Origin of the sequence: Sandarakinorhabdus cyanobacteriorum (genome assembly GCF_002251755.1) — a bacterium.
Classification (GTDB): domain Bacteria; phylum Pseudomonadota; class Alphaproteobacteria; order Sphingomonadales; family Sphingomonadaceae; genus Sandarakinorhabdus; species Sandarakinorhabdus cyanobacteriorum.
Genome location: NZ_NOXT01000100.1, coordinates 1 through 22485, shown reverse-complemented (window position 1 = coordinate 22485; position 22485 = coordinate 1). Strand labels below are relative to the sequence as shown.

Here is a 22485-nt window from a genome sequence, read left to right as displayed (position 1 = left end):
GACTCCTTCAGGCGGCCATGGATCCGGCCGGGGCGACACCTTCCAGCTGATCCTCGATGGCATCAGTGGCGGCATAGAGCGCAGCCAGCGTTTCCGCATCCGGCTGCCAGAACTGGCGGTCGGCCGCCTCGATCAGCCGGTTGGCGATCTTGGCCGCAGCGCGCGGGTTCATTTCGGCGATGCGCTGGCGCATGGCGTCATCCAGCACATAGGTTTCGGTGATGCGCTGATAGACCCAGGGATCAACCTGGCCAGTGGTGGCCGACCAGCCGGTCGTCGTCGTCACCGCCGCTTCGACCTGGCGCACGCCTTCATAGCCATATTTCAGCTGCGCCTCGATCCATACCGGATTCAGCGTGCGGGTGCGGGTTTCCAGCGCCACCTGTTCCTGCAGACTGCGCACCTTGCCGCTGCCTTGCGTCTGGTCGCCGATATAGACCGGCGCCGCCTCACCCTTGGCGCGCGTCACGGCGCGACTGATGCCGCCCAGCGTGTCGACATATTGGTCGATGGTGGTGATGCCCAGCTCAACCGATTCCAGGTTCTGATAGGCGCAATCCACCGTCTTCAGCGCGCTGGCCAGCAGGCCGGGCTGGCGCTTGGGCTTGCCATCGACGCCATAGGCATAGCTCTTCTGCTTTTCATAACAGTCGGCCAGCTCGTTGGGGTCGGTCCAGTTGGCGCTGTCGATCAGCAGGTTGACGTTGGCGCCATAGGCCCCTTCCGCGTTGGAATAGACGCGCAACGACGCCGTCGCCATGTCACAGCCATGCTCTTCCAGATAAGCGAGGCTGTGCTTGCGGATATAGTTCATCTCCAGCGGCTCATCCGCTTCGGAGGCGAGCAGCGCAGCTTCGGCCAGCATCTTGGTCTGCAGCGGCAGCAGATCGCGGAACACGCCCGACATGGTCACCAGCACGTCGATGCGCGGCCGGCCCAGCTGCTCCAGCGGGATCAGTTCCGCGCCCGAAAGGCGGTTGTAGCTGTCAAACCGGGGCTTGGCGCCCATCAGCGCCATGGCCTGCGCCACCTGGGCGCCCTCGCTCTTCAGATTGTCCGTGCCCCACAGCACCATGGCCACGGTTTCCGGCAGCTTGCCGGCATCTTCCATGGCGCGGTCCAGGATGCGCTGCGCCTGCGCCGCGCCATCCTTGCAGGCATAGGCCGACGGCAGGCGGAACGGGTCAAAGCCGTGGATGTTGCGCCCGGTGGGCAGGATTTCCGGATCGCGCAGGATGTCGCCACCCGCCACCGGCTGGATATAGCGGCCGTCGAGCGCGCGGATCAGGCCATCCATCTCGTGGTTGGTCATCAACGCCGCGTTGATGTTGGCCAGTTCGCGGAGCACCGGCGTGTTGGGCACGATGCGGCCCTTGATCAGTTTCTCGATCGTGTCGCGATCAATGCTCTCGCCGCGCGCGCTGGCACAGGCGAACAGCATGTCGATGCGGGCCTCCTCGCTTTCGGCCTCGCCAAACACGTGCAGGCCCTGCGGGATCAGCTCCTGCTCGATCTCATACAGCTTGGCCGCCAGCTTCGACACATCGCTGCCATCCAGGTCCATCGCCTCGGCCTGCTCGCGGATGATCTCCTCCAGACCGGGCAGCTCCGGGCTGCCCGGCTCGGTCGAGCGCCAGCGGTCCACGCTGGCCTTGATGTCCGAAAGCCCCTTGTACAGGCCGGAATTGGTCAGCGCCGGGGTGAGATACGAAACCAGGGTCGCGCCCGAACGCCGCTTGGCCAACACGCCTTCCGACGGGTTGTTGGCGGCATAAAGATAGATGTTGGGCAGGTCCTGGATGATCCGCTCCGGCCAGCAGCTCATGGTCATGCCGGTCTGCTTGCCGGGCATGAACTCCAGGCTGCCGTGCGTGCCCCAATGGACCACGGCATGGGCGCCGAAATCATTCCGGATCCAGCGATAGAATGCCATGAAGGCGTGGGTCGGCGCAAAGCGGCCATCGAACAGCAACCGCATCGGGTCGCTCTCATAACCATTGGCCGGCTGGATGCCGACAAAGACATTGCCGAACTGCGCGCCGGTGATCAGCACGTTGCGGCCGTCGGACTGGAACTTGCCCGGCGCCGGGCCCCACTCCGCCTCGATGTCCTTCAGATAGGGCTCGGTCGCGACAATGCGGTCGGCCGGCACAAAGGCGTGCACATTGGCTTCCTGGCCATATTGCATGGCATTGCCGTTCAGCACGCGCTCGCGCACCGCATCGGCATCGGCCGGCACCTCGACGTCATAACCTTCGGCCTTCAGCCGCTTCAGCGTGCGGTGCAGCGAATCGAACACCGCCAGGAACTGCGCCGTGCCGGCCGCGCCGCCGTTTGGCGGGAAGTTGAACAGCACAACGGCCAGCTTGCGATCCTTGTTGGCCGCCCGGCGCAGCTGCACCAGCTTCAACATCTTGTCGGCCAGCGCCTCGGCCCGTTCCGGGCAGGACTGCATGGCGCGCACCCCGTCCGACGGCGCCCAGCTGCACTTGCGCTCACAGCCGGTGCAGGCCTCGCCATTGGCATCGCTGCGGCCGCCAAACACCATCGGCTGCGTGCCGCCATCCAGTTCCGGAATGGCGATCATGATCGTGGCTTCCAGCGGCAGCAGGCCCTGGCGGTTGGCGCCCCATTGCTGCAGCGTCTGGAACTCCACCGGATGCGCCGCAATATAAGGCCGGTCCAGCTTGGTCAGGATTTCCTCGGCCGCCTTGGCATCGCTATAGGCTGGGCCGCCAACCAGGCTGAAGCCGGTCAGGTTGATGACGGCATCAACGGTTGCCTTGCCGTCCTTCATCATCAACGCCTCGATCGCCGGGCGCTGATCCAGCCCGCCGGCAAAGGCCGGAATCACGTTCAACCCGCGCGCTTCCAGCGCCCGGATCACGCCATCATAATGATTGGCATCCTTGCCCAGCACGTAAGAGCGCAGCATCAGCACGCCGACCGTGCCCACGGCGTCCTTCTTCCACGGCAGGTCGGTCAGCTTTTCCGACATGCGCTGCGGCAAATCAGGGTGATACACCCCCACGTCCGGATATTCCTGCGGCGGCTCGATCTTCGCCTTGCCGCGCAACGCCTTGCGCGGGCCGTCGGCATAACGGTCCACCAGCGCCTGCACCATCTGGAAGGCATTGTCGTCGCTGCCCGACAGCCAATATTGCAGCGTCAGGAAATAGGCGCGCACATCCTGCGCCGTGCCCGGCACGAACTTCAACAGCTTGGGCAGACGGCGCAGCACCGCCAGCTGGGCCGCACCGCTGTTGGCCGCACCATCCTTGGAACTGCCGCGCAGCTTCTTGAGCCAGCCCAGCGGGCCCTTGGGCGGCACATCCATGCGATAATCGCCCATCCGCGTCATCTTCACGACGTCGGATTGGCTCATCAGGCACACCATCGCGTCGCATTCCTCGCGGCGCGCCGTCAGCGCGTCCTTGATCATGCGGATCTGCTCATCAAGGAACAGCATGGTGACAACCACGATGTCGGCCCGGGCGATGTCGGCGCGGGTCATCTCCAGCTTGCCCGGCTTGTCCCAATCGGCCGCGGCGTGGAACCCGATGGACACCGGCAGCCCCAGCTTCTGGAAACGTGCCCGCGCCCGATCGATCGCGCCCGACAGATGGTTGTCGAGCGTGACGATCACGACATGGCAATGATCGGGCCGGTCCTGCTTGGAAGGCGGGGTATCAGCGCGCATAATGGGCTTTGGCCTCGTACAAGGTCTCGCGGGTGATGGTGGCAACGCCATGCTCGGCGGCATAGCGTTCGGTGTTGCGGCGGGCTTTGCCGCGCACGAAAAACGGGATTTTGCCCAGTTCGGCAAGGGCTTCGTCGGTCCAGCCGCCGGGCTGCGGTGTCGCAGGGGCCGTCTCTGCCACCGCAACAGCCGGGGCCGCCGCTTCGGCCATGGCCGGCACCGGCGCATGCGCGGCCGATGCATGGCCAAGATGGCTGGGCCCGGCCGCATCGGAAAATTCGAAATCCTCGCGGAACATCGTCAACAGATGCTCCTCCAGGCCCATCACCAGCGGATGCACCCAGGTGTCGAACAGCACATTGGCGCCTTCAAATCCCATCTGCGGGCTGTAACGCGCCGGGAAATCCTGCACATGCACCGGGGCCGAAATCACCGCGCACGGCAGGCGCAGGCGCTTGGCAATATGCCGCTCCATCTGCGTGCCCAGCACCAGTTCCGGGGCGGCGGCCTCGATCGCCTCCTCCACCACCAGATAATCATCGGTGATCAGTGGATCGACGCCATATTTCTCGGCGGCGGCGCGGATCTCGCGGGCGAATTCGCGGTTGTAACACCCCAGGCCCACCACCTTGAAGCCCAGCTCCTCGCTGGCCACGCGGGCGGCGGCGACGGCATGGGTGGCATCGCCAAAGATGAACACGCGTTTGCCGGTCAGATAGGTGGAGTCCACCGACCGCGACCACCAGCCCATACGGCCCTGGTCCACCGCGCCCGGCATCATCACCCCGGCCACCTGGCAGACTTCGGAGACAAATTCGCGCGTGGCGTTCACGCCGATCGGCACGGTCTTTACCGTCTTCTGGCGGAACGTCCGCTCCAGCCAGCTGCAGGCCTGGGCAGCGATTTCGGGATAAAGGCAGATGTTGAAATCCGCCTCGCCCAGCCGCACCAGATCCGCCGGCGTCGCGCCCATCGGCGCCACCACATTCACATCAATGCCCAGCTGGCCCAGCAGCCGGCTGATTTCCACCACATCATCGCGGTGGCGGAAGCCCAGCGCGGTGGGGCCCAGGATATTGGCGCGCGGCCGGCGCGGTCCAGCCTCGCCCACCGCCGGCGGCGGCCGCCGCTCCTTGTCCGCCAGGCCGCGCACCAGCTGATAGAAGGTTTCCGACGCGCCCCAGTTTTCCTTGCGGCTGTAACTCGGCAGCTCCAGCGGAATCACCGGGCAGGCCAGGCCCATGGTCTCGGCCAGCCCGGCCGGATCATCCTGGATCAGCTCGGCGGTGCAGCTGGCGCCGACGATCATCGCCTGCGGCTGGAACCGGTCATAGGCTTCGCGTGCCGCCGTCTTGAACAGCTCGGCCGTGTCCTTGCCCAGATCGCGGGCCTGGAAGGTGGTATAAGTCACCGGCGGGCGATGATCCCGCCGCTCGATCATGGTGAACAGCAGATCGGCATAGGTGTCGCCCTGCGGGGCATGCAGCACATAATGCAACCCCTTCATGCCGGTTGCGACCCGCATCGCCCCGACATGGGGCGGGCCTTCATAGGTCCAGACGGTCAGCTGCATGGCCTAAACCCTCAGCAGATCACGGCGGTTCAGCGGCCGGGCAAACAGCTCGGCCAGATCGCCCGCCTGTTCATAGCCATGGATCGGCGAGAACACGAGCTCGATCGCCCACTTGGTCGAAAGCCCGGTCTTTTCCAGCGGATTGGCCAGGCCCAGCCCGCACACGGTCAGATCCGGCCGGCTCGCCTGCACGCGGTCAAGCTGCTTTTCCACATCCTGGCCTTCCGAAATCAACGTGCCCGGCGGCAAGGCCGCCAGTTCATCGATCAAATGGCCCTTGTGAAGATAGGGGGTGCCCACTTCGACCAGCCCCATGCCCAGCTCGCCAGCCAGAAACCGCGCCAGCGGCACCTCCAGCTGACTGTCGGGCAGGAAGAAGATGCGCTTGCCGGCCAACTTGTCCCGGTGCGCCGCCAGCGCCTTGCGCGCCCGCTCGCGCGGCGGCGCCGTCACCATCTCGAACCGGTCCTCGCTCACGCCAAAGGCCTGGGCCGCGGCGTGCAGCCAGGCCGTGGTGCCTTCGGCGCCAAACGGGAACAGCGCCGACAGATGCACCGCCCCCCGCTTGTCGAGCGCGGTGCCGGTTTCGGCCAGGAACGGCTGCGCCAGCAGATAACGGGTGTTGGGCCCCACGCCCGGCATCGCCCCGGCGCGGCGGGCCGGCAAGCTCACCACCTTCTCGATGCCCAGATCGGCGAACAGCCGCAGGAACTGGTCTTCCACCACATCGGGCAGGCTGCCCACCACCATCAGCTGCCTGGCGTCGCTGAACGGCAATTCCGGCACCAGCGCGGCGAGGCAGGCATCCTCGCCCTGCGTGAAGGTCGTCTCGATGCCCGAACCGGAATAGTTCAGTACATGGCAATTGGGCGCAAAACGCTGGTTCAGCCGCTGCGCCGCGCGGCTCAGGTCCAGCTTGATCACCTCCGACGGGCAGGAGCCGACCAGGAACAGCATGCGGATGTCGGGCCGGCGGGCGAGCAGGCGGGTGACGACCCGGTCCAGTTCCTCATTGGCATCGGCCAGGCCGGCCAGATCCTTCTCTTCGATGATCGCCGTGCCAAAGCGCGGCTCGGCAAACACCATGACGCCCGCCGCCGATTGCAGCAGATGGGCACAGGTGCGGCTGCCCACCACCAGGAAAAACGCGTCCTGAATCTTGCGGTGCAGCCAGATGATCCCGGTCAACCCGCAGAACACCTCGCGCTGGCCCCGTTCGCGCAAAATGCCGTCGGCCCCCACGGGGGGCGCGGCACAGGCGTTGGGGCCAGCCCCGCTCATGCCGCCTGGGCCACCGGATGGGCGCCGGCCATCACATCCGAGTCGGCGGCGTGCACAGCCTGCGCGGCCGGCTGCGACGACAGCCGGGCCTGCCGCAATTTCCACACGAACTGGGCGGCGTTGATGACATAGGCAACATAGGCGGCCAGCGCCGTCCCGAACAGCACGCCATCATCGGCAATGCCCGTGAACAGTCCCACCAAATACAGCGTGTGCAGGATGATCACCAGCATCGAGAACACATCTTCCCAGAAGAAGCTCTCGTGAAAAAGATACTGGCCAAACACGACCTTTTCCCAGATCGCGCCGGTGACCATGATCGTGTAGAGCGCGATCGTCTTGATCACCACCGACCAGATCGCCCATTCATAATTGTTGCCGGTGTTGAGGTAGTCAATCACCAGATACAGGCTGACACCGAAGATCAGGAATTGCACCGGAGCCAGCAAGCCCTGCACCAAGGTCCATTTCGTGCTGTCACGGCGGACGCGTTCTTCAGGCGTGTAAAGCGGCCGCTCCCCGGTCGCCGACACCACGTCTGACGCTGCTGCTGACAAACCCCTTACCCCTCAAATGCTACGCAATTTTCCCTATCACCACCCCCCTAGGTGTCAACCGGGATTGCACCCCTTCTGTCATGCCGGCTTGTCAGCGCCGATGCCGCGACGGGTGCGACAGGCCCCGTCAACCCGGCTTGCGTTGCGCCGCAGCAACGCGGCTGCAAAATCATCGTGAAATGCCCACATCAGGCGGTTGCCAGCCGGTCAGGAGTGGCCTAGCCTGTGTCAGTCTGTCGCGACAGGTGGAACAAAACCAACCGGCAGACGTGGGAGCCGCCGCCTCTAGGGCGACGGGAACAGGTGATGACGTCCATGATGGACATTGTGGCGGACGCGACCAGCGCCGCCACCAAGGGCTGGAATCGCGCCCGGCGTGCTGCATTTGGCGGCAACGGCGGCGATTCCGCTGCGCCCGGCACCGCCCAGCCCGATGCTTCCGCCCTCGCCCGCCTGATCGAGGCGGACATCATTCCCCGCCTGCTCGCCGGCCACGGCCAGGCACAACCCAATAGTGACAGCATGCGCCTGCCGGCCGGGCTGGTGGCGCGGCTGGCGCGGGCCCTGCTGGATGATGATGCCGCCGTGCTGGTGGAGGAGATCGAGGCGCTGGAAGCCAAGGGCCATGCCCCGCAGGCGCTGATGGAAGACCTGATCGGCCCCGCCGCCCGCCTGCTCGGCGATTGGTGGCTGGCCGATGACATTGATTTCGTGGACGTCACCATGGGCCTGTGGCGCTGCCAGATGCTGGTGCACGCCCTGTCGGCCCGCCACCCCGGCGGCGCGGTGCCGGCCGCAATGCAGCGCCATGCCCTGATCCTGCCGGCGCCGGGCGAACAGCATGTGCTGGGCGCCATGATCGTCGAGGACGCCTTCCGCCGTGCCGGCTGGGCCACCCACTCCGGCCCGGCGCTGGATGAGGATGCGCTGGTCAGCCTGGTGGCGCGCGAGGGGTTTGACCTGATTGGCCTGTCGGCGGGCAGCCAGCGCGTGCTCGCCGGCCTGCCGCGCACCATCGCGGCGCTGCGGCGGGCGGCCGGGCGGCCGATCCTGGTGCTGGTCGGCGGCCCGGCGGTGGCAGGCGAAGCGGCGGTGGCGCGCCGGATCGGGGCGGATGGCGCCGCCCGCGATGCGGCGCACGCGGTGGCACTGGCGGAACTGCATCTGGCGGGCCAACCGCCAGTGCGCGCGGCGGTGACGACGGCATGAGGGCGGCAGGGATGAACGGGGGGCCAGAGTAAAACGGCATGGATGCAAGAAATTATAACAATATCAGTGCCCTGCCCAGCGATGGGGCGATTGATCTGGCGGCCCTGGTCGCCAGCCGGCCTGACAGTGCGCTGGCTGCCCTGCTCGCTGCCGCCGATCTAGTGCTGGTGATCAACGCTGCCGGCCGCATCGATCAGGTGCATGTTGGCAGCGGCGATATTGATCCGGCCGAAGTGGCTGGCTGGGAAGGCGATGATTGGCGCGCCACCGCCCTGCCCGACAGCCAGGGCAAGATCGATGCCCTGATGAACGATGCCATCGCGCCGCGCTGGCGCGAGGCCAATCATCACGGCAGCGGAGGCGAACTGCCGATGAAGTGGCTCACCCTGCCGCTGCCCGGCAACCGCCGTCTCGCCATCGCCCGGGACCAGCGCGTCGCCGCCAGCCTGCAGCAGCGCCTGGTGCGCGCCCAGCAGGCGATGGAACGCGACTCGATGCGCCTGCGCCAGCTGGAAACCCGCCACCGCCTGCTGTTCGACACCGCGGCCGAGCCGATCTTCATCATCGACGCCGCCAGCCGCCGTGTGCTGGAGGCCAATGCCGCCGCCCGCCGCGCCACCGGCCTCACCGCCCACGCGCTGGACGGCCAGAATTTCGCTGCCCTCGTCCACCCGGACGATCATGATGGCACCATCGCGGTCCTCGGCGCGCTCACCGCCAGCGAGCAGCGCCACCCCGCCCGCCTGCGCCTCGCCGGCGGCCAGAGCTTTGCCATGAGCGCCAGCCTGTTCCGGCAGGACCGCGACAACCGGCTGCTCATCCGGCTGACCCCGCTCGACCTTGCCGCGCCGGCCGCCAGTGAGCCGCTGGCCGACGCCATGGAGCGGATGCCCGATGCCTTCGTGCTGACCGACGACAATTTCGACATCATCGCCGGCAACGGCGCCTTCCTCGATCTGGTTGGCCTCGCCCGCGCCGCCGATCTCGTCGGCCAGCCGATCAGCCGCTATCTCGGCCGCCCCGGCATCGATCTGGGCGTGCTCACCACGGCATTGCGCGATCATGGCACCGTGCGCGGCTTTGCCACCATCGTGCGTTCGGGTGCCGGTGATCCTGCCAGCAGCGATGGCGAGGCGGTGGAGGTCTCCGCCGTGTCTTCCGGCGAGATCGGCCAGCTGCGCCACGGCTTCTCGATCCGCCCGGCCAGCCGCGATGCCGCCCAGGCCGCCGGCGCGTCCCTGCCGATGAGCCAGCTCACCGATCTGGTCGGCCGCGTCTCCTTGAAGGACATCGTGCGCGAATCCACCGATCTCATCGAACGGCTCTGCATCGAGGCGGCGCTCAACTACACCGACGACAACCGCGCCTCGGCCGCCGAAATCCTCGGCCTGTCGCGGCAAAGCCTCTATTCCAAGCTGCACCGCCACGGCCTCGGCAACCTGGGCGACAACGACAGCAGCAACGACAACAACGACAGTTCGGGCAGCTGATCCCGGCGCGGCAAAAGGTGGCGCGCGCCGGGCCAAGTGTCTCGCGGCGTTGACGCCCCGGCGGCGTCAAGACTAGTTTACAGCATGGAACATGTCCCTCCGCCGCGCGTCGAAGCCGTGCTGCCCGCCACCGGGTTTCCGCGCCCGCGCGCCGTGCTCGAGCTGTTGAAACCCGTCACCTGGTTTCCGCCAATGTGGGCCTTCATGTGCGGCGTCGTCTCCTCGGGCGTGCCTCTGGCCGACCGCGTTGGCTTTCTGATCGCCGGCATGCTGCTCGCCGGCCCGCTGGTCTGCGGCAACAGCCAGGCCATCAACGACTGGTTCGATCGCCACGTCGATGCCATCAACGAACCGCAGCGCCCGATCCCGTCGGGCCGCATCCCCGGCCGCTGGGGCCTCTACATCGCTGTCATGGGCAGCATCATCAGCCTCGCCATCGGCTTCATCATCGGCCCGGTGGTCGGCATCGCCACCATCGTCGGCATCGCCATGGCCTGGGCCTATTCGGCGCCGCCGCTGCGCTTCAAGGCCGAAGGCTGGCTCGGCCCCCTCGTCTGCGCCGCCGCTTATGAAGGCGTCAGCTGGTTCACAGGGGCCGCCGTGATGGCCGGCGGCGTACCCGACAGCCGCATCATCTGGGTGCTGTGCATGTATGCGCTCGGCGCCCACGGCATCATGGTGTTGAATGATTTCAAGGCGGTGAAGGGTGACGCCCAATCCGGCGTCAACAGCCTGCCGGTGCAGCTTGGCGAGCGCAATGCCGCCGAGATCGCCTGCTGGACCATGGCGCTGCCGCAGGTGGTGGTGATCATCCTGCTCGCCCGCTGGGGCCTCGCCTGGCCCGCCGCCATGGTCGCCTTCTCGCTCAGCATGCAGGTGGTGCTGATGCAGCGCGTGCTCGCCGCGCCGGCCGCCAACGCCCCCTTCTACAACGCCACCGGCACCACGCTTTATGTGCTGGGCATGCTTACATCCGCCTTCGGTCTGTCGGTGATCGTGTGATGCAACCGCTTTCCTGGGCCGGCATCGCCCGCCTCGGCCTCGTCCAGAGCGCGCTGGGCGCCATCGTCATGCTGGCCTCCAGCCTGCTCAACCGCATCATGGTGGTGGAATATGCCACCGCCGCCGCGCTGCCGGCCGGACTGGTCGCCTTCCATTATGGCGTGCAGCTGTCTCGCCCGAAATGGGGCCATGGCAGCGATGCCGGCTGGCGCCGCACGCCGTGGATCATCGGCGGCATGGCGGTGTTGGGCGCTGGCGGCCTCCTCGCCACCTTCACCACCACCCAGCTTGGTGGCCCGTTCGGGCCGGCACTGGCCGCCCTGGTGCTCGCCTACGCCATGATCGGCATCGGCGTCGGTGCGGCCGGCACCTCGCTGCTCGCCCTGCTCGCCACCCGCACCGCCGAAGCGCGCCGCCCCGCCGCTGCCAGCCTCACCTGGATCATGATGATCATCGGCATCGTCATTTCGGCCGGCACCGCCGGTGCGCTGCTCGATCCGTTCACACCGGAACGGCTGCTGACGGTCGCGGCCGGCGTTGTGGCGGTCGCCTTCACCCTCACCTGCCTTGCCGTCTGGGGCGTCGAAGGCACGCCGATGGCTGAGGAAAAGCGCGAGGCTGCCCCCTTTGGCGAGGCCATCGCCGCCATCTGGGGCGATCCCCTCACCCGCCTGTTCAGCATCTTCGTCTTCTTTTCGATGCTGGCCTATTCGATGCAGGATCTCATCCTCGAGCCCTTCGCCGGCCTCGTCTTCAACATGACGCCCGGCCAATCCACCAGCCTGTCGGGCGTCCAGCACCAGGGCGTGCTGGCCGGCATGATCCTGGTCGGCGTCGGCGGCCATGCCTTTGGCGGCCGCCAGGGCCTGAAACTCAAGCGCTGGATCGTGGCCGGCTGCCTCGCCTCCGGCCTGGCGCTGGCCAGCCTGGCGCTCGCCGCCCGCGCCGGCCCCGGCTGGCCGCTCAGCCTCAATGTCGGCCTGCTCGGCTTTGCAAACGGCATGTTCGCGGTCGCCGCCATCGGTTCGATGCTGGAACTCGCCGGGCGCGGCGGGCCGGGCCATGAAGGCATCCGCATGGGCCTGTGGGGCGCGTCGCAGGCCGCCGCCTTCGGCATTGGCGGCTTTGTCGGCGCACTGGCGGTGGACACGTTGCGCCGGCTGGTGGCCAGCACCGGCCAGGCCTTTGAACTGGTGTTCTGGGTCGAAGGCGGGCTGTTCATCATCGCAGCGCTCATCGCCCTGAAACTCAACGACAGCATGGCAAACCAGGCGGGCAGGCCGAACACGAAGGAGGCAATGGCATGACCGAGATGTTCGACATGGTGGTGGTGGGCGGCGGCCCGTCGGGCGCCACGGCGGCCAACGATCTGGCCTTGCAGGGTTTCAAGGTCATGCTGCTCGATCGCATGGGCCGCATCAAGCCGTGCGGCGGCGCCGTGCCGCCGCGCCTGCTCAAGGATTTCGACGTTCCGCTGGATCTGCTCTGCACCACGGCCAACAGCGCCCGCATGATCAGCCCCAAGGACAACAAGGTCGACATGCCGGTGGGCGAAGGCGGCTGGGTCGGCATGGTCGATCGCGACGTGTTCGATGAATGGCTGCGCGCGCGTGCCGCGAAGAACGGCGCCGATCGCCGCGACGGCACGTTCGAGGCGCTGGAACGTGATGCCGATGGCACCGCCATCGTCTGCTACCGGCCCAAGGGCGCCCCGCGCGGCAGCGACCCGGTGAAGGTGAAGACCAGGATTCTGATCGGCTGCGACGGCTGCAACTCGGCCGTTGCCCGCGCCGCCCTGCCCGATGAGAAACTGCCCTTCGTCGCCGCCTATCACGAGGTGGTCGAAAGCCCGCCGGAAGGCTTCAAGGGCTTTGAAGGCAATCGCTGCGATGTCTTCTACCAGGGCAAGCACAGCCCGGATTTCTATGCCTGGGTGTTCCCGCACGGTTCCAAGACCAGCATCGGCACCGGCAGCGCCGTGCAGGGCTTTGAACTCAGAAAGGCCGTCGCCAAGCTGCGCGACGAACTGGGCATGGCTGAAGACACCTGCAAGACCGTGCGGGTCGAAGGCGCCCCCATCCCGCTGCGCCCGCGCAAGAAGTGGGACAATGGCAAGGATGTCGTGGTGGCCGGCGACGCGGCGGGCACCGTGGCGCCTGCCAGCGGCGAAGGCATTTTCTATGCCATGACCGCCGGGCGTGAGGCCGCCCGTGCCGCCGCCGAAGCGCTGAAGACCGGCGATGCCTCCAAACTGGCGCTGGCCCGCAAGCGCTTCCTGAAGGGCCATGGCACCGTGTTCACCGTGCTCGGCATCATGCAATGGTGGTGGTACCGGTCCGACACCATGCGCGAGAAATTCGTCAAGCTGTGCATGGACAAGGACATCCAGGAATTGACCTGGGAAGCCTATATGAACAAGGAACTGGTCAAGCGGAAACCGCTTGCCCATGTCCGCATCTTCCTGAAGGATTCGGTGCAGTTGGTGACGGGCATCCTGTCGGGTGGCGGCATCCGCGAAGGCAACACCGCCGGCAAGCGCGCGCAGGTCTGACACCCCGGCCGCGCCCCGCCGGCAAAAGGGGGAGGCATGATGGCGCGATTGTCGGAACAGGCGTGGGTGCTGCCCGCCGCGGTTGCGGCAGTGGCGGCCAGCTTCACCGCCGCGGTTGGCGCCACCATCACCGATATCGGCCCCTGGTACATGGCGCTGAAACAGCCGGACTGGGCGCCGCCCACCTGGTTGTTCGGCCCGGCGTGGACGCTGATCTTCGGCCTGTGCACCATGTCGGGCGCCACCGCCTGGCTGGCGGCACGCACCCGGTCCCAGGCCGAATCGGTCATCGGCCTGTTTGCGCTCAACGGCTTTCTCAACCTGCTCTGGAGCTTCCTGTTCTTCCGCCTGCACCGGCCGGATTATGCCGCGCTGGAAGTGGGCGTGCTGTGGAGCAGCATCGGCATCTTGTGCTTCGTGCTCTGGCGCTTCTCGCGCCCGGCGGCGCTGCTGCTGTTGCCCTATTGGGCCTGGGTCAGCTTCGCCGCCATGCTCAACCGCGCCATCGTCGAACTGAACGGCCCATTCTGAGCCGATCCGAACGCCAGCTCAGCGCTTGGGCGGCGGCGCTGGCGTCTCGCTTGCGGACGACCCCGTGTCGGGTGGCGCAACGGCGGCAGATCGGTAAAGCGCGCATTGGCTTCGGGCAGCCGGCCCAGCCCCTGATTTTCGGCCGGCGTGTCCTCCACTTCAATCGCCGGCTTGCGCACCTCCTGGCAGGCGGCCAGCACAAACGGCGCCAGCATCGGCAACAGGCGGCGGATCACCACCGGCACAGCCACGGCCGATCCAGACACAGCAGCACGCCGCATCACCTCACGCCTTGGTCTTCAGGAAGGCGATGACGTCGGCGCGATCCTGCGGCTGCTTCAGGCCGGCAAAGGCCATGCGGGTGCCGGGCATGAACTTCTGCGGCGCTTCCAGATAGGTGAACAGCACCTCCTCGTTCCAGATGACGCCGCTGTTCCTGTTCGCCTGGCTATAGTTGAAGCCGGCGACCGAGCCGGATTTGCGGCCAACCACCGCGTGCAGCGACGGCCCCACCCGGTTCACCCCCGGCTCCGCCACGTGGCAGGCCTTGCACTGCGCGAAGATCTTCTCGCCCCTGGCAACATCCCCCGTCAGGCTGGCAAGGCTGACCGTCTCCGCCGGTGAGGCGGGTGCCGCAGGCGCAACAGGTGCAACAGGCGCTTCAGGGGCCGCCGGCGCTGCGGCCGTTGGCGCGGGCGCCGCTGGCGCTTCGGCCGGCTTGTCGCCACCACCACAGGCTGCGGTCAACAAGCCCAGGCTGATCAGGCTGGCAACGGTCTGAACACGCATCTTCAAGGCTCCCTGGCGAACAAATTGCGTTTCATTAACACGATGTCATGTTGATCGGCAATGAACGGCGGTCACTCCGGCTTCAACGCCGCCGCCGCCGCGAAGGGCCCCACCGCCAGCGCCACCAGGCTGGCCGCGCCCAACAAGCGAAACGCGCCGGCCACATCGCTGCCCACCCCAAAGATCAGCACCGGCAGCGCCAGCGGCAGCACGATCAGCCCGGCCAGCGCCCCGCCGCCCTTCAGGCCGGCGGTCAGTGCGGCGGCCACCACCGCCAGGCTGGCCAGCGCCGGCGTGCCAAGCAGCAAGGCCAACCCCAGCCGCAGGCCGGTCGCCGCATCCAGCCCCAGCAACACGCCGGCCACCGGCAACGCCGCCAGCAACGGCACGGCAAAGCCCAGCCAGTGCGCGGCGATGCGGGCGGCGCACACCAGTTCCAGCGCGATGCCGCGCGCGATCAGCTGATCGATGCTGCCATCCTCCACATCGGGGGCCAGCAAGGTCTCCACCGGCAACAGGCTGGCCAGCAGCGCCGCCACCCAGATGATGCCCGGCGCGATGCGGGCCAGCAGCCGCGCATCCGGCCCCACGGCAAAGGGGAACAGCGCCGCCACCAGCACGAAGAACATCACCGGCAGCCAGATCGCCGGGGAACGGGCGATCAGCAGCAGATCGCGGCGGAACAGCGCCCACAGCATCAGCCCAGCCTCAGGCTACCAGCGCCATCAAGCCCGATATCGCCGTGCACCGCCGCCACCACCAGGCCACCCGCCGCCCGGTGCGCGGCCATCGCGCGCGCCAGCAGCCCGGCCGACGCCGTGTCCAGCCCCGCCGTCGGTTCGTCCAGCAGCCACAGCTCTGCGCCCGCCGCGATCACCCGGGCAATTGCCGCCCGCCGCTTCTGCCCGGAAGACAGCATGCGGCACGGCACATCCACCAGCGCCGCCAGGTTCATCGCCTCCAGCGCCGCCGGCAGCCGCGCCAGCCCGCCATCCAGCCGCGCCCAGTGGCTGAGTTCCGCACCCAGGCTCTGGCGCGGTTTCAACGCCACCTCGTGCCCGGCAAAGGCGCGGCGGCCAGCAAAGGCCACACTGCCGGCCGCCGCCGGCAACAGCCCGGCCAGCAACCGCAACAGCGATGACTTGCCGGTGCCATTGGGCCCCACCAGCAGCAGCGCGCCGCCGGGCGCCACGCGGGCCGAAACCCCCTCAAACAACATCCGCCCGCCACGCCGGCAGGCCAGATTGGTGATTTCAAGCGCTTCGCTCACCCGTTCAGGCTTAACCGCCGGCCCTGCCGCCCGCAACTGGGCAAGCCCGGCAATTCAGGCTATGGCGCGGAACATGCCCCCTGCCGATCGTCCGCAACTGTCCACCTCCAGCAATCTGGCCGTGAACTTTGGCCCGCTGCTGCTGTTCTTTGCCGGCAGCAAGGCTGGCAAGGCGATGTTTGAACGCGGCGAACTGGCGGGTTTGCGCGATGCCGACATGGCGAGCGCCATGATCGGCACCGGCGTGTTCATCATCGCCAGCCTGGTGGCGGCGCTGTGGCACTGGGCCAAGACCCGCCATCTGCCCCCCGCGATGATCTTCACCACGGTGATCGTCGTGCTGTTCGGTGGCCTCACCATCTGGCTGCAGGACAAGGCGTTCATCCAGCTGAAGCCCACCATCATCTATGGCGTGTTCTCGGCGCTGCTGTTCGGCGGCCTGCTCACCGGCCGGCCCACCCTGCAGCTGGTGATGGGCGATGCGCTGCCCGGCCTCACGGATCGCGGCTGGCGCCTGCTCACCCGCAACTGGGCCCTGTTCTTCCTCACCCTGCTTGCCGCCAACGAAGCCGCGCGCCGGTTCCTGTCCTATGATGACTGGCTCAGCTTCAAGGTGTGGGGCGTCACCGTCGCCATCTTCGCCTTCACCATCGCCCAGACCCCGCTTCTGACCAGGCATGGCCTGAAGCTGGATTGAGGGCTCTGCTCCCCTCCCGCTTGCGGGAGGGGCTGGGGGGTGGGAAAATTCATTCCCCCATCAGGCCATGCCGCTTCAGGGCATGGCGCAACTGGTCATAGCTCAGGCCCAGCGCCGCCGCCGTCCGCCGCTGGTTGTGACGGTTGCGCTCCAGCGCGGCTTCCAGCAACTGCTTCTCATAGGCCATCACCGCGCCGCGCAGATCATTGACCGCCTCAACGGGTGGCGTTGCCGGTGCAGCGGCGGCTGGCGCGGCAACCGGCGCAGGTGCCGCCACGGCCGCTCCACCGCTGCCGGGCATTGGTGCCGGCCGCCACGGCGATTCGAACGGGTCCACCACCAGCTGCCCCACCGGCCGCTCGGCATCGCCCCAGCGATACAGCGCCCGCTCCACCACATTCTTCAACTCGCGCACATTGCCCGGCCAGTGCCAGCTCTGCAGTTGTTCCAGCACGCGCGGCGAAAAGCCGGGAAAGCGCGGCCAGCCCAGTTCGGCGGCCATGCGCCGGGCGAAATGGGTGGCCAGCAACTCGATATCCTCCGCCCTCTCGCGCAAGGGCGGCAGGGTGATCACCTCGAAACTCAACCGGTCCAGCAAATCGGCCCGGAACCGCCCGCGCATCACCAGCGCCGGCAGATCCTCGTTGGTGGCGCCCACCAGCCGCACATCCACCTTCACCGTCTTGTTCGATCCCAGCCGCGACAGCTCGCCATATTCGACAACGCGCAGCAGCCGCTCCTGCGCCTGGGATGACAAGGTGCCGATCTCGTCCAGGAACAGTGTGCCGCCATCGGCATCCTCGAACCGCCCGGCCCGCGCCCGCTGCGCCCCGGTAAAGGCGCCAGGTTCATAACCGAACAATTCGGCATCGATCAGATTTTCCGGCAGTGCCGCGCAGTTCAACGACACCAGCGGTTGCGACCAGCGCGGGCTGAGGCGGTGCAGACGGTCGGCGATCAACTCCTTGCCGGTCCCGCGCTCGCCAATCACCAGCACCGGCCGGTTCAGCGCCGCCGCCGCCGAAGCCTGCTCGACCGCGTCGAGGAAGCTGAAACTGGAACCGATCATCTGGGCGGGAGCAGCCATGCGAGGAGTTGGGCATTTTTCCCAAGTTTTGGCAAGTCTTTCGGAATGCTGCACGCGGGTAAAATTTAAAATCGTTTTCTTTCAATATCTTGGATCACGCCATCCAGTTGGCACGGGCCATGCAGTACATCTGGCATGAGCGGCACCCCCCGCCGCCCACCAGATCGAAGGAGACCAAAGATGACCACCAACTTCACCCAGATCGGCCGCACCGTCACGGCCCTGTTTGCCGCCCTCCTGATCGGCACCACCTTCATCGCCGCCGCCACCGGCCCGGCCATGGTGACGCCGACCACGAACAGCGATATCGTGGCGTGAGCCTCGATACGGTGGCTGGGAGCCTGGTTCCGATGATTCGCCCCCTCAACCCGGAACCAGCCCCAGCCACCCTGACCGCTGCCAAGTTCGAATTTCTGGAGATCAAGCCGATGGGCATTTTTTCGCGAACCCGCGACATCATCGCCGCCAACGTGACCGACCTTCTCGACCGGGCCGAAGACCCGGCCAAGATGATCCGCATGATCATCATGGAGATGGAAGAAACGCTGGTTGAGGTGCGCGCGTCCGCGGCCCGGACCATCGCTGATCAGAAGGAAATGAAGCGCGCCATCATCAAGGCCGAACAGGCCGTGCAGGATTGGCAGGACAAGGCCGAGCTCGCCCTGTCGAAGGGCCGCGAGGATCTCGCCAAGGCCGCGCTCGTCGAAAAGAACAAGGCCAAGGCCTTCATCGACACTACCCAGGCCGAGGTTGATCTCCTCAACGAAACGCTCGCCCTGAACGAGGCCGACATCGCCAAGCTGGAAGGCAAGCTGCGCGAAGCCCGTAGCCGCCAGAACGCGCTGCTGAACCGCATCGAAAGCGCCACCCAGCGCTCCAAGCTGCGCGACATGATCCGCGGCCCGCGTGTGGAGGAAGCCTTCAGCCGCTTCGAGGTGCTGGAACGCCGCGCCGACATGGCCGAAGGCCGCGCCGATGCGCTGGGCCTCGCCGGCCCCGGCGGCACCCGCAGCCTCGCCGATGAGTTCGCCGCCCTCCAGGGCAATGATGAAGTGGATGCCGAGCTTGAAGCCATGAAGGCCCGCCTTGGCAAGTCGGAGGGTTGATCCGTGGAAGATATCATCGTTCCCGTCGCAGTCGTCGGCATGCTGTTCATCGGCCTGCTCGGCATGATCCTTCACTATGTCACCAAGTGGAAAAGCCAGACCGGCATCAGCCGCCAGGATGAAGCCCTGCTCGACGAACTGCACGACCTCGCCCGCCGGCTCGACCAGCGCATCGAAACCGTCGAGCGCATCGTCGCCGCCGACAACCCCAACTGGAAAGACAGCCGCATCGCTGATCTGTCCGAACAGCGCCGCCAGCTGCGCTGAACCCGGCCCAAAGGAGGCCAAGAGATGAGCCGCCAGTTTCTCGTCAACAAGACCGAAGGCAAGGTGATGGGCGTCTGCGCCGGCATCGCCAACTACATGGGCTGGGATGTCAGCCTGGTGCGCATCGCCTTCGTCGCCGCTGCCGTGTTCGGCGTCGGGTCGCCGATCATCCTCTATCTGCTGATCGGCCTGATCGCGCCCTCCACCTATTGAATCCAACCGCCGGCCTCGTCTCCGGCCAACAGGGATCACCACCATGTCTGAAAGCCGCACCCGCTTCTATCTCGACAAGCGTAACGGCAAGTTTCTGGGCGTCTGCGCTGGCATCGCCGATTTTTTCGGCTGGGATGTCACGCTGGTCCGCGCCGCGCTCGCCGTCGGCATTGTCATGGGTGGCGGCGCCCTCATCCCCGCCTACTTCGTGGTGGCCTGGATCGCCAACGCCAAGCCCAATTCGCTCTATGACGAAGCCCCCGAACGGGTGGAATTCTGGCGCGATGTCCGCGTCGCCCCCAAGCGCACGCTGCGCGATGTGAACGCCCAGTTCCGTGATGCCGATCGCCGCCTGCGCGATCTGGAATATCACCTGACCAGCGAGAGCCGCCAACTGGCCGACGAAATCGAAAAGCTGCGCTGAGGGGCTGACCATGAGCGAGAACGCCATCTTTGCCCTGATCCCGATCCTGGGCGTTTCGATCCCGATCTTCGGCATCCTGCTCACCGGCTTCCGGCGCTGGGCCGATCTGAAGGAAAAACAGCTGGCGCTCACCGCCACGCAAACCGCCGAACAGGCCGCCCAATATGCCAATCGCATCGCGGTGCTGGAAGAACGTGTGGCGGTGCTCAACCGCATCGTCACCGATCGCAACGAAGGCTTGGCCGTGCAGATCGAATCGCTGCGCGATCAACCCAAGAAATTGAATTGAAGGACTTATCCATGGCCTTGAACCCGGAAATCGTCAATTCCATTGCCCCCGTTGGCGCAATTGCCGTTTTCACCGGCATGGTCGGCTGGGTGGCCACCACCTGGCTGAAGGTGAAGAACGGCTATCCGCTGGAAAACAGCTGGGGCAAGCCGCTCTATCCCAACGGCGGCGGTGAAGCGATGGAACGCATCAAGCTGATTTCCGAGGAAAATGCCCAGCTGCAGGCCGAACTGGGCAGCCTGAAGGACCGCATGGCCGTGCTGGAACGCATCGCCACCGATCAACCCAGCCGGCTGGCCGCCGAAATCGACGCGCTCGCCACCAAGCAATTGAACTGATGACCACCGGCCAGCCCCCGGCCGGTGATGGGAGGGACCAACGATGAATCCGTTCGAGATGGTGGTGATGATCGTGTTGATCGTCACCATTGGCCGGGTGCTGTCCGGCCGCATGGGCAACCGCGACAACCGTAAGCTGGACAAGCTGCGGCAACTGGCCGGCGCCGGCGAAGACAATGCCGAAAACCAGCGCCTGCAGGCCGAGGTTGCCCGCCTGAACGACCGCATCCGCGTGCTGGAACGCCTGGCCACCGATCCGGCCAAGCGCCTGGCCGACGAAATCGAATCCCTCAAAGACAAGTAAGCCAAGACAAGGAGACTGAAGATGCCCCCGTCAGTGCCTCCCGCTGAAAGCCTGATGATCCTGTCGACCGCATCCCTCATCGGGCTGGCGATGATCGGCAGCCTGGCTGCCTGGGCCTGGTCTGGCTGGCTGAAGCTGAAGACCCGCGAGATCGAGGCCCGCCCGGCCGCCAAAAATTCCGATCTGCCGGCCATCGGCCAGCGCATCGACCTGGCCGACCTCAAGGAACGCATCCGCAAGCTGGAAGCCATCGCCGCGGGTGTTGATATCTGACTTGACCGCAGCCCTTCCCAGCCCCCAAGGGCTGCGGTCATGGCCATCACCACTTTCGATGACGTCGAAGCCGAATTCGAAGCCTTCGACGATTGGGACGACAAATATCGCCTGATCATCGCGCTGGGCGCCGCCCTGCCGCCGATGGATCCGGCCCTGAAAACCGACGCCAACAAGGTGCGCGGCTGCGCATCCCAGGTCTGGCTGCACCCCACCCGCGCTGGCGACGTGCTGCACTTCGCGGCCGACAGTGATGCCGCCATCGTCAAGGGCCTCGTCGCCCTCGTGCTCATGCTCGCCGATGGCCAGCCGGCCAGCGCCATCGATGGCGCCAGCATCAAGGCCCGGCTTGATGGCCTCGGCCTGTCGAAGCATCTCTCCTCCAACCGCACGCAGGGGCTGGCCTCCATGATCGCCCGCATCGATGCGCTGGCACGGGAAGGCGCATGACCAGCTTTGCCGATCAGGTGGGTGCATTCATGGGGCCCTTCGTTGGCCGCGTGCCGCACAACAAGCAATTGGGCCTGCGCTTCATCCAGGCCGGCGACCGCTGGGTGGAACTGCAACTGCCGTTCAGGCCCGAGTTCCTGGTTGATCCCGATCACGGCATCTGGGCCTCGGGGCCCATCATCACCCTGATGGACACCTGTGTCGGCATGGCCTCCATGCTGGCCCGCGGCGCCTTCGAACCCCATGCCACGCTCGATCTCAGAACCGATTATGTCCGCAGCCCCAAGCCGCAGGCCACGGTGACGGCGCGCGGCGAATGCTATCGGATGACGCGCCAGATCGCCTTCGTGCGCGGCCTCGCCCATGATGGTGATCCGGCCGATCCCATCGCCCATGTCGCCGGCACCTTCATGTTTGCCGCGTCCAAACTGGCGGGAGGCTGGCAATGACCAACCCCGCGCTCGCCACCCTGCTGCGCCAGCCGTCGGGCCGGCTTGATCTTCTGCCCTATGCCGCCCTGCTTGATCTTTCGTTCGAACGGGTTGGCGGCGAACTGCAGCTGATCATGCCCTTTGCCGACACGCTGATTGGCTCGCCCGGCCGGCTCCACGGCGGCTCCATCTCCGGCCTGCTCGAACTCGCCGGCCTGCTCACCGTCATCGCCGCCCAGCCGGAAGGGGAGGCGCTGCCGCGCGTCCGCCCGGTCACCGTCACGGTGGATTTCATGCGCGAAGGCGCCCCGGTGGAAACCCGCGCCGCCGCCAGCATCGCCAAGCTCGGCCGCCGCGTCGTCAACGTCCACGCCAGCGCCTGGCAGGGTGACCGCGCCAAACCGATCACCGCGGCGCACATCAACTTCGTGCTGGACTGGCCGGATCGGTAAGCGCGGCTGCGTTCCGGTCCAAAAGCCCGTCGTCCGGGACAATGATTGAAGTTGGGCCCATCAGGCCTTTGAAGAAAGGCAAGAGAGCCTCCGGCGGGCAGGGGCGAGGCCCCTGCACCCGTTCGTTTTCGGGTGCGCTGTTGGCAGGTGAGTCCGGTTACGCCCCGATTGTGTTGAAAAACTCGGCCTTGCAACGGCGCT

General features: G+C 66.6%; 28 protein-coding genes. 19 read left to right on the top strand and 9 right to left on the bottom strand.

Going from position 1 to position 22485, the window contains the following annotated elements; translation table 11 throughout:
- Positions 1 to 7: 7 nt before the first annotated feature.
- The 4 genes from CHU93_RS06635 to bchF are packed head-to-tail and all read right to left on the bottom strand — an operon-like array spanning position 8 to position 7090.
- Positions 8 to 3700, bottom strand: coding sequence for a magnesium chelatase subunit H (locus CHU93_RS06635; RefSeq protein WP_094473324.1), 3693 nt, complete (start codon positions 3698 to 3700; stop codon positions 8 to 10).
- On the bottom strand, positions 3690 to 5273 hold the full coding sequence (gene bchB / locus CHU93_RS06630) for a ferredoxin:protochlorophyllide reductase (ATP-dependent) subunit B (RefSeq protein WP_094473323.1): 1584 nt from the start codon (positions 5271 to 5273) through the stop codon (positions 3690 to 3692). The genes CHU93_RS06635 and bchB overlap by 11 nt, the downstream gene beginning before the upstream one ends.
- A 3-nt stretch (positions 5274 to 5276) precedes the next feature.
- Positions 5277 to 6554, bottom strand: a complete 1278-nt coding sequence (locus tag CHU93_RS06625) for a ferredoxin:protochlorophyllide reductase (ATP-dependent) subunit N (protein WP_094473322.1) — start codon at positions 6552 to 6554, stop codon at positions 5277 to 5279.
- On the bottom strand, positions 6551 to 7090 hold the full coding sequence (gene bchF / locus CHU93_RS06620) for a 2-vinyl bacteriochlorophyllide hydratase (protein WP_094473321.1): 540 nt from the start codon (positions 7088 to 7090) through the stop codon (positions 6551 to 6553). The genes CHU93_RS06625 and bchF overlap by 4 nt, the downstream gene beginning before the upstream one ends.
- Before the next feature lie 327 nt (positions 7091 to 7417).
- On the opposite strand from bchF, the gene CHU93_RS06615 reads away from it, so the two are divergent.
- The 6 genes from CHU93_RS06615 to CHU93_RS06590 all read left to right on the top strand — a co-directional run bounded on the left by CHU93_RS06615 (position 7418) and on the right by CHU93_RS06590 (position 13894).
- Entirely contained in the window at positions 7418 to 8320 is a 903-nt protein-coding gene (locus CHU93_RS06615) for a cobalamin B12-binding domain-containing protein (protein ID WP_094473320.1), read from the top strand.
- A 38-nt stretch (positions 8321 to 8358) separates the two neighbouring features.
- The gene (gene ppsR / locus CHU93_RS06610) at positions 8359 to 9810 is read left to right on the top strand and encodes a transcriptional regulator PpsR (RefSeq protein WP_094473319.1); all 1452 of its coding nucleotides are present in this window, start codon (positions 8359 to 8361) and stop codon (positions 9808 to 9810) included.
- An 84-nt stretch (positions 9811 to 9894) separates the two neighbouring features.
- Entirely contained in the window at positions 9895 to 10812 is a 918-nt protein-coding gene (chlG, locus tag CHU93_RS06605) for a chlorophyll synthase ChlG (protein ID WP_094473318.1), read from the top strand.
- The gene (locus tag CHU93_RS06600) at positions 10812 to 12119 is read left to right on the top strand and encodes a BCD family MFS transporter (protein ID WP_094473317.1); all 1308 of its coding nucleotides are present in this window, start codon (positions 10812 to 10814) and stop codon (positions 12117 to 12119) included. The genes chlG and CHU93_RS06600 overlap by 1 nt, the downstream gene beginning before the upstream one ends.
- A complete protein-coding gene (locus CHU93_RS06595) occupies positions 12116 to 13363 on the top strand; it encodes a geranylgeranyl diphosphate reductase (RefSeq protein ID WP_165768633.1) in 1248 nt (415 codons plus the stop codon). Before CHU93_RS06600 ends, CHU93_RS06595 begins: the two co-directional genes overlap by 4 nt.
- A 36-nt stretch (positions 13364 to 13399) precedes the next feature.
- Positions 13400 to 13894, top strand: coding sequence for a TspO/MBR family protein (locus CHU93_RS06590; protein ID WP_094473316.1), 495 nt, complete (start codon positions 13400 to 13402; stop codon positions 13892 to 13894).
- On the opposite strand, the gene CHU93_RS06585 is transcribed toward CHU93_RS06590, so the two are convergent.
- The 4 genes from CHU93_RS06585 to ccmA form a co-directional block, all read right to left on the bottom strand.
- The gene (locus CHU93_RS06585; RefSeq protein WP_094473315.1) at positions 13825 to 14175 is read right to left on the bottom strand and encodes a hypothetical protein; all 351 of its coding nucleotides are present in this window, start codon (positions 14173 to 14175) and stop codon (positions 13825 to 13827) included. The two genes, CHU93_RS06590 and CHU93_RS06585, sit on opposite strands and share 70 nt — an antisense overlap.
- 4 nt (positions 14176 to 14179) lie before the next feature.
- Positions 14180 to 14683 carry a c-type cytochrome gene (locus tag CHU93_RS06580; RefSeq protein ID WP_086116170.1) on the bottom strand — a complete coding sequence of 168 codons (504 nt, stop codon included), beginning with the start codon at positions 14681 to 14683 and terminating at the stop codon, positions 14180 to 14182.
- 71 nt (positions 14684 to 14754) lie between these two features.
- Positions 14755 to 15381 carry a heme exporter protein CcmB gene (gene ccmB / locus CHU93_RS06575; protein ID WP_086115619.1) on the bottom strand — a complete coding sequence of 209 codons (627 nt, stop codon included), beginning with the start codon at positions 15379 to 15381 and terminating at the stop codon, positions 14755 to 14757.
- Positions 15381 to 15953, bottom strand: a complete 573-nt coding sequence (ccmA, locus tag CHU93_RS06570; RefSeq protein WP_094473314.1) for a heme ABC exporter ATP-binding protein CcmA — start codon at positions 15951 to 15953, stop codon at positions 15381 to 15383. Before ccmA ends, ccmB begins: the two co-directional genes overlap by 1 nt.
- A 73-nt stretch (positions 15954 to 16026) precedes the next feature.
- On the opposite strand from ccmA, the gene CHU93_RS06565 reads away from it, so the two are divergent.
- Positions 16027 to 16650: an inner membrane-spanning protein YciB gene (locus CHU93_RS06565; protein ID WP_165768632.1), complete on the top strand. Its 624-nt coding sequence runs from the start codon at positions 16027 to 16029 to the stop codon at positions 16648 to 16650.
- Between the two features lie 49 nt (positions 16651 to 16699).
- On the opposite strand, the gene pspF is transcribed toward CHU93_RS06565, so the two are convergent.
- On the bottom strand, positions 16700 to 17737 hold the full coding sequence (pspF, locus tag CHU93_RS06560) for a phage shock protein operon transcriptional activator (protein ID WP_094473312.1): 1038 nt from the start codon (positions 17735 to 17737) through the stop codon (positions 16700 to 16702).
- Positions 17738 to 17917: 180 nt separating this feature from the next.
- On the opposite strand from pspF, the gene CHU93_RS17495 reads away from it, so the two are divergent.
- The 12 genes from CHU93_RS17495 (at position 17918) to CHU93_RS06505 (ending at position 22284) form a co-directional block, all read left to right on the top strand.
- The gene (locus tag CHU93_RS17495) at positions 17918 to 18055 is read left to right on the top strand and encodes a hypothetical protein (RefSeq protein ID WP_165768631.1); all 138 of its coding nucleotides are present in this window, start codon (positions 17918 to 17920) and stop codon (positions 18053 to 18055) included.
- A gap of 110 nt (positions 18056 to 18165) precedes the next feature.
- Positions 18166 to 18843, top strand: coding sequence for a phage shock protein PspA (pspA, locus tag CHU93_RS06555; protein WP_094473337.1), 678 nt, complete (start codon positions 18166 to 18168; stop codon positions 18841 to 18843).
- Between the two features lie 3 nt (positions 18844 to 18846).
- Entirely contained in the window at positions 18847 to 19110 is a 264-nt protein-coding gene (gene pspB / locus CHU93_RS06550; RefSeq protein ID WP_094473311.1) for an envelope stress response membrane protein PspB, read from the top strand.
- 24 nt (positions 19111 to 19134) lie between these two features.
- Positions 19135 to 19323, top strand: coding sequence for a PspC domain-containing protein (locus CHU93_RS06545; RefSeq protein WP_094473310.1), 189 nt, complete (start codon positions 19135 to 19137; stop codon positions 19321 to 19323).
- 43 nt (positions 19324 to 19366) lie between these two features.
- Positions 19367 to 19747: an envelope stress response membrane protein PspC gene (gene pspC / locus CHU93_RS06540; RefSeq protein ID WP_094473309.1), complete on the top strand. Its 381-nt coding sequence runs from the start codon at positions 19367 to 19369 to the stop codon at positions 19745 to 19747.
- Positions 19748 to 19757: 10 nt separating this feature from the next.
- A complete protein-coding gene (locus CHU93_RS06535) occupies positions 19758 to 20036 on the top strand; it encodes a hypothetical protein (protein ID WP_094473308.1) in 279 nt (92 codons plus the stop codon).
- Between the two features lie 11 nt (positions 20037 to 20047).
- On the top strand, positions 20048 to 20374 hold the full coding sequence (locus CHU93_RS06530) for a hypothetical protein (protein WP_207759241.1): 327 nt from the start codon (positions 20048 to 20050) through the stop codon (positions 20372 to 20374).
- A gap of 43 nt (positions 20375 to 20417) precedes the next feature.
- Positions 20418 to 20678, top strand: coding sequence for a hypothetical protein (locus tag CHU93_RS06525; protein ID WP_094473307.1), 261 nt, complete (start codon positions 20418 to 20420; stop codon positions 20676 to 20678).
- 21 nt (positions 20679 to 20699) lie between these two features.
- On the top strand, positions 20700 to 20951 hold the full coding sequence (locus tag CHU93_RS06520; RefSeq protein WP_094473306.1) for a hypothetical protein: 252 nt from the start codon (positions 20700 to 20702) through the stop codon (positions 20949 to 20951).
- Positions 20952 to 20990: 39 nt separating this feature from the next.
- Complete coding sequence (locus tag CHU93_RS06515) at positions 20991 to 21401, top strand: SufE family protein (RefSeq protein WP_094473305.1); 411 nt, start codon at positions 20991 to 20993, stop codon at positions 21399 to 21401.
- A complete protein-coding gene (locus CHU93_RS06510) occupies positions 21398 to 21850 on the top strand; it encodes a PaaI family thioesterase (protein ID WP_094473304.1) in 453 nt (150 codons plus the stop codon). The genes CHU93_RS06515 and CHU93_RS06510 overlap by 4 nt, the downstream gene beginning before the upstream one ends.
- A complete protein-coding gene (locus CHU93_RS06505) occupies positions 21847 to 22284 on the top strand; it encodes a PaaI family thioesterase (protein WP_086115605.1) in 438 nt (145 codons plus the stop codon). Before CHU93_RS06510 ends, CHU93_RS06505 begins: the two co-directional genes overlap by 4 nt.
- Positions 22285 to 22485 lie beyond the last annotated feature (201 nt).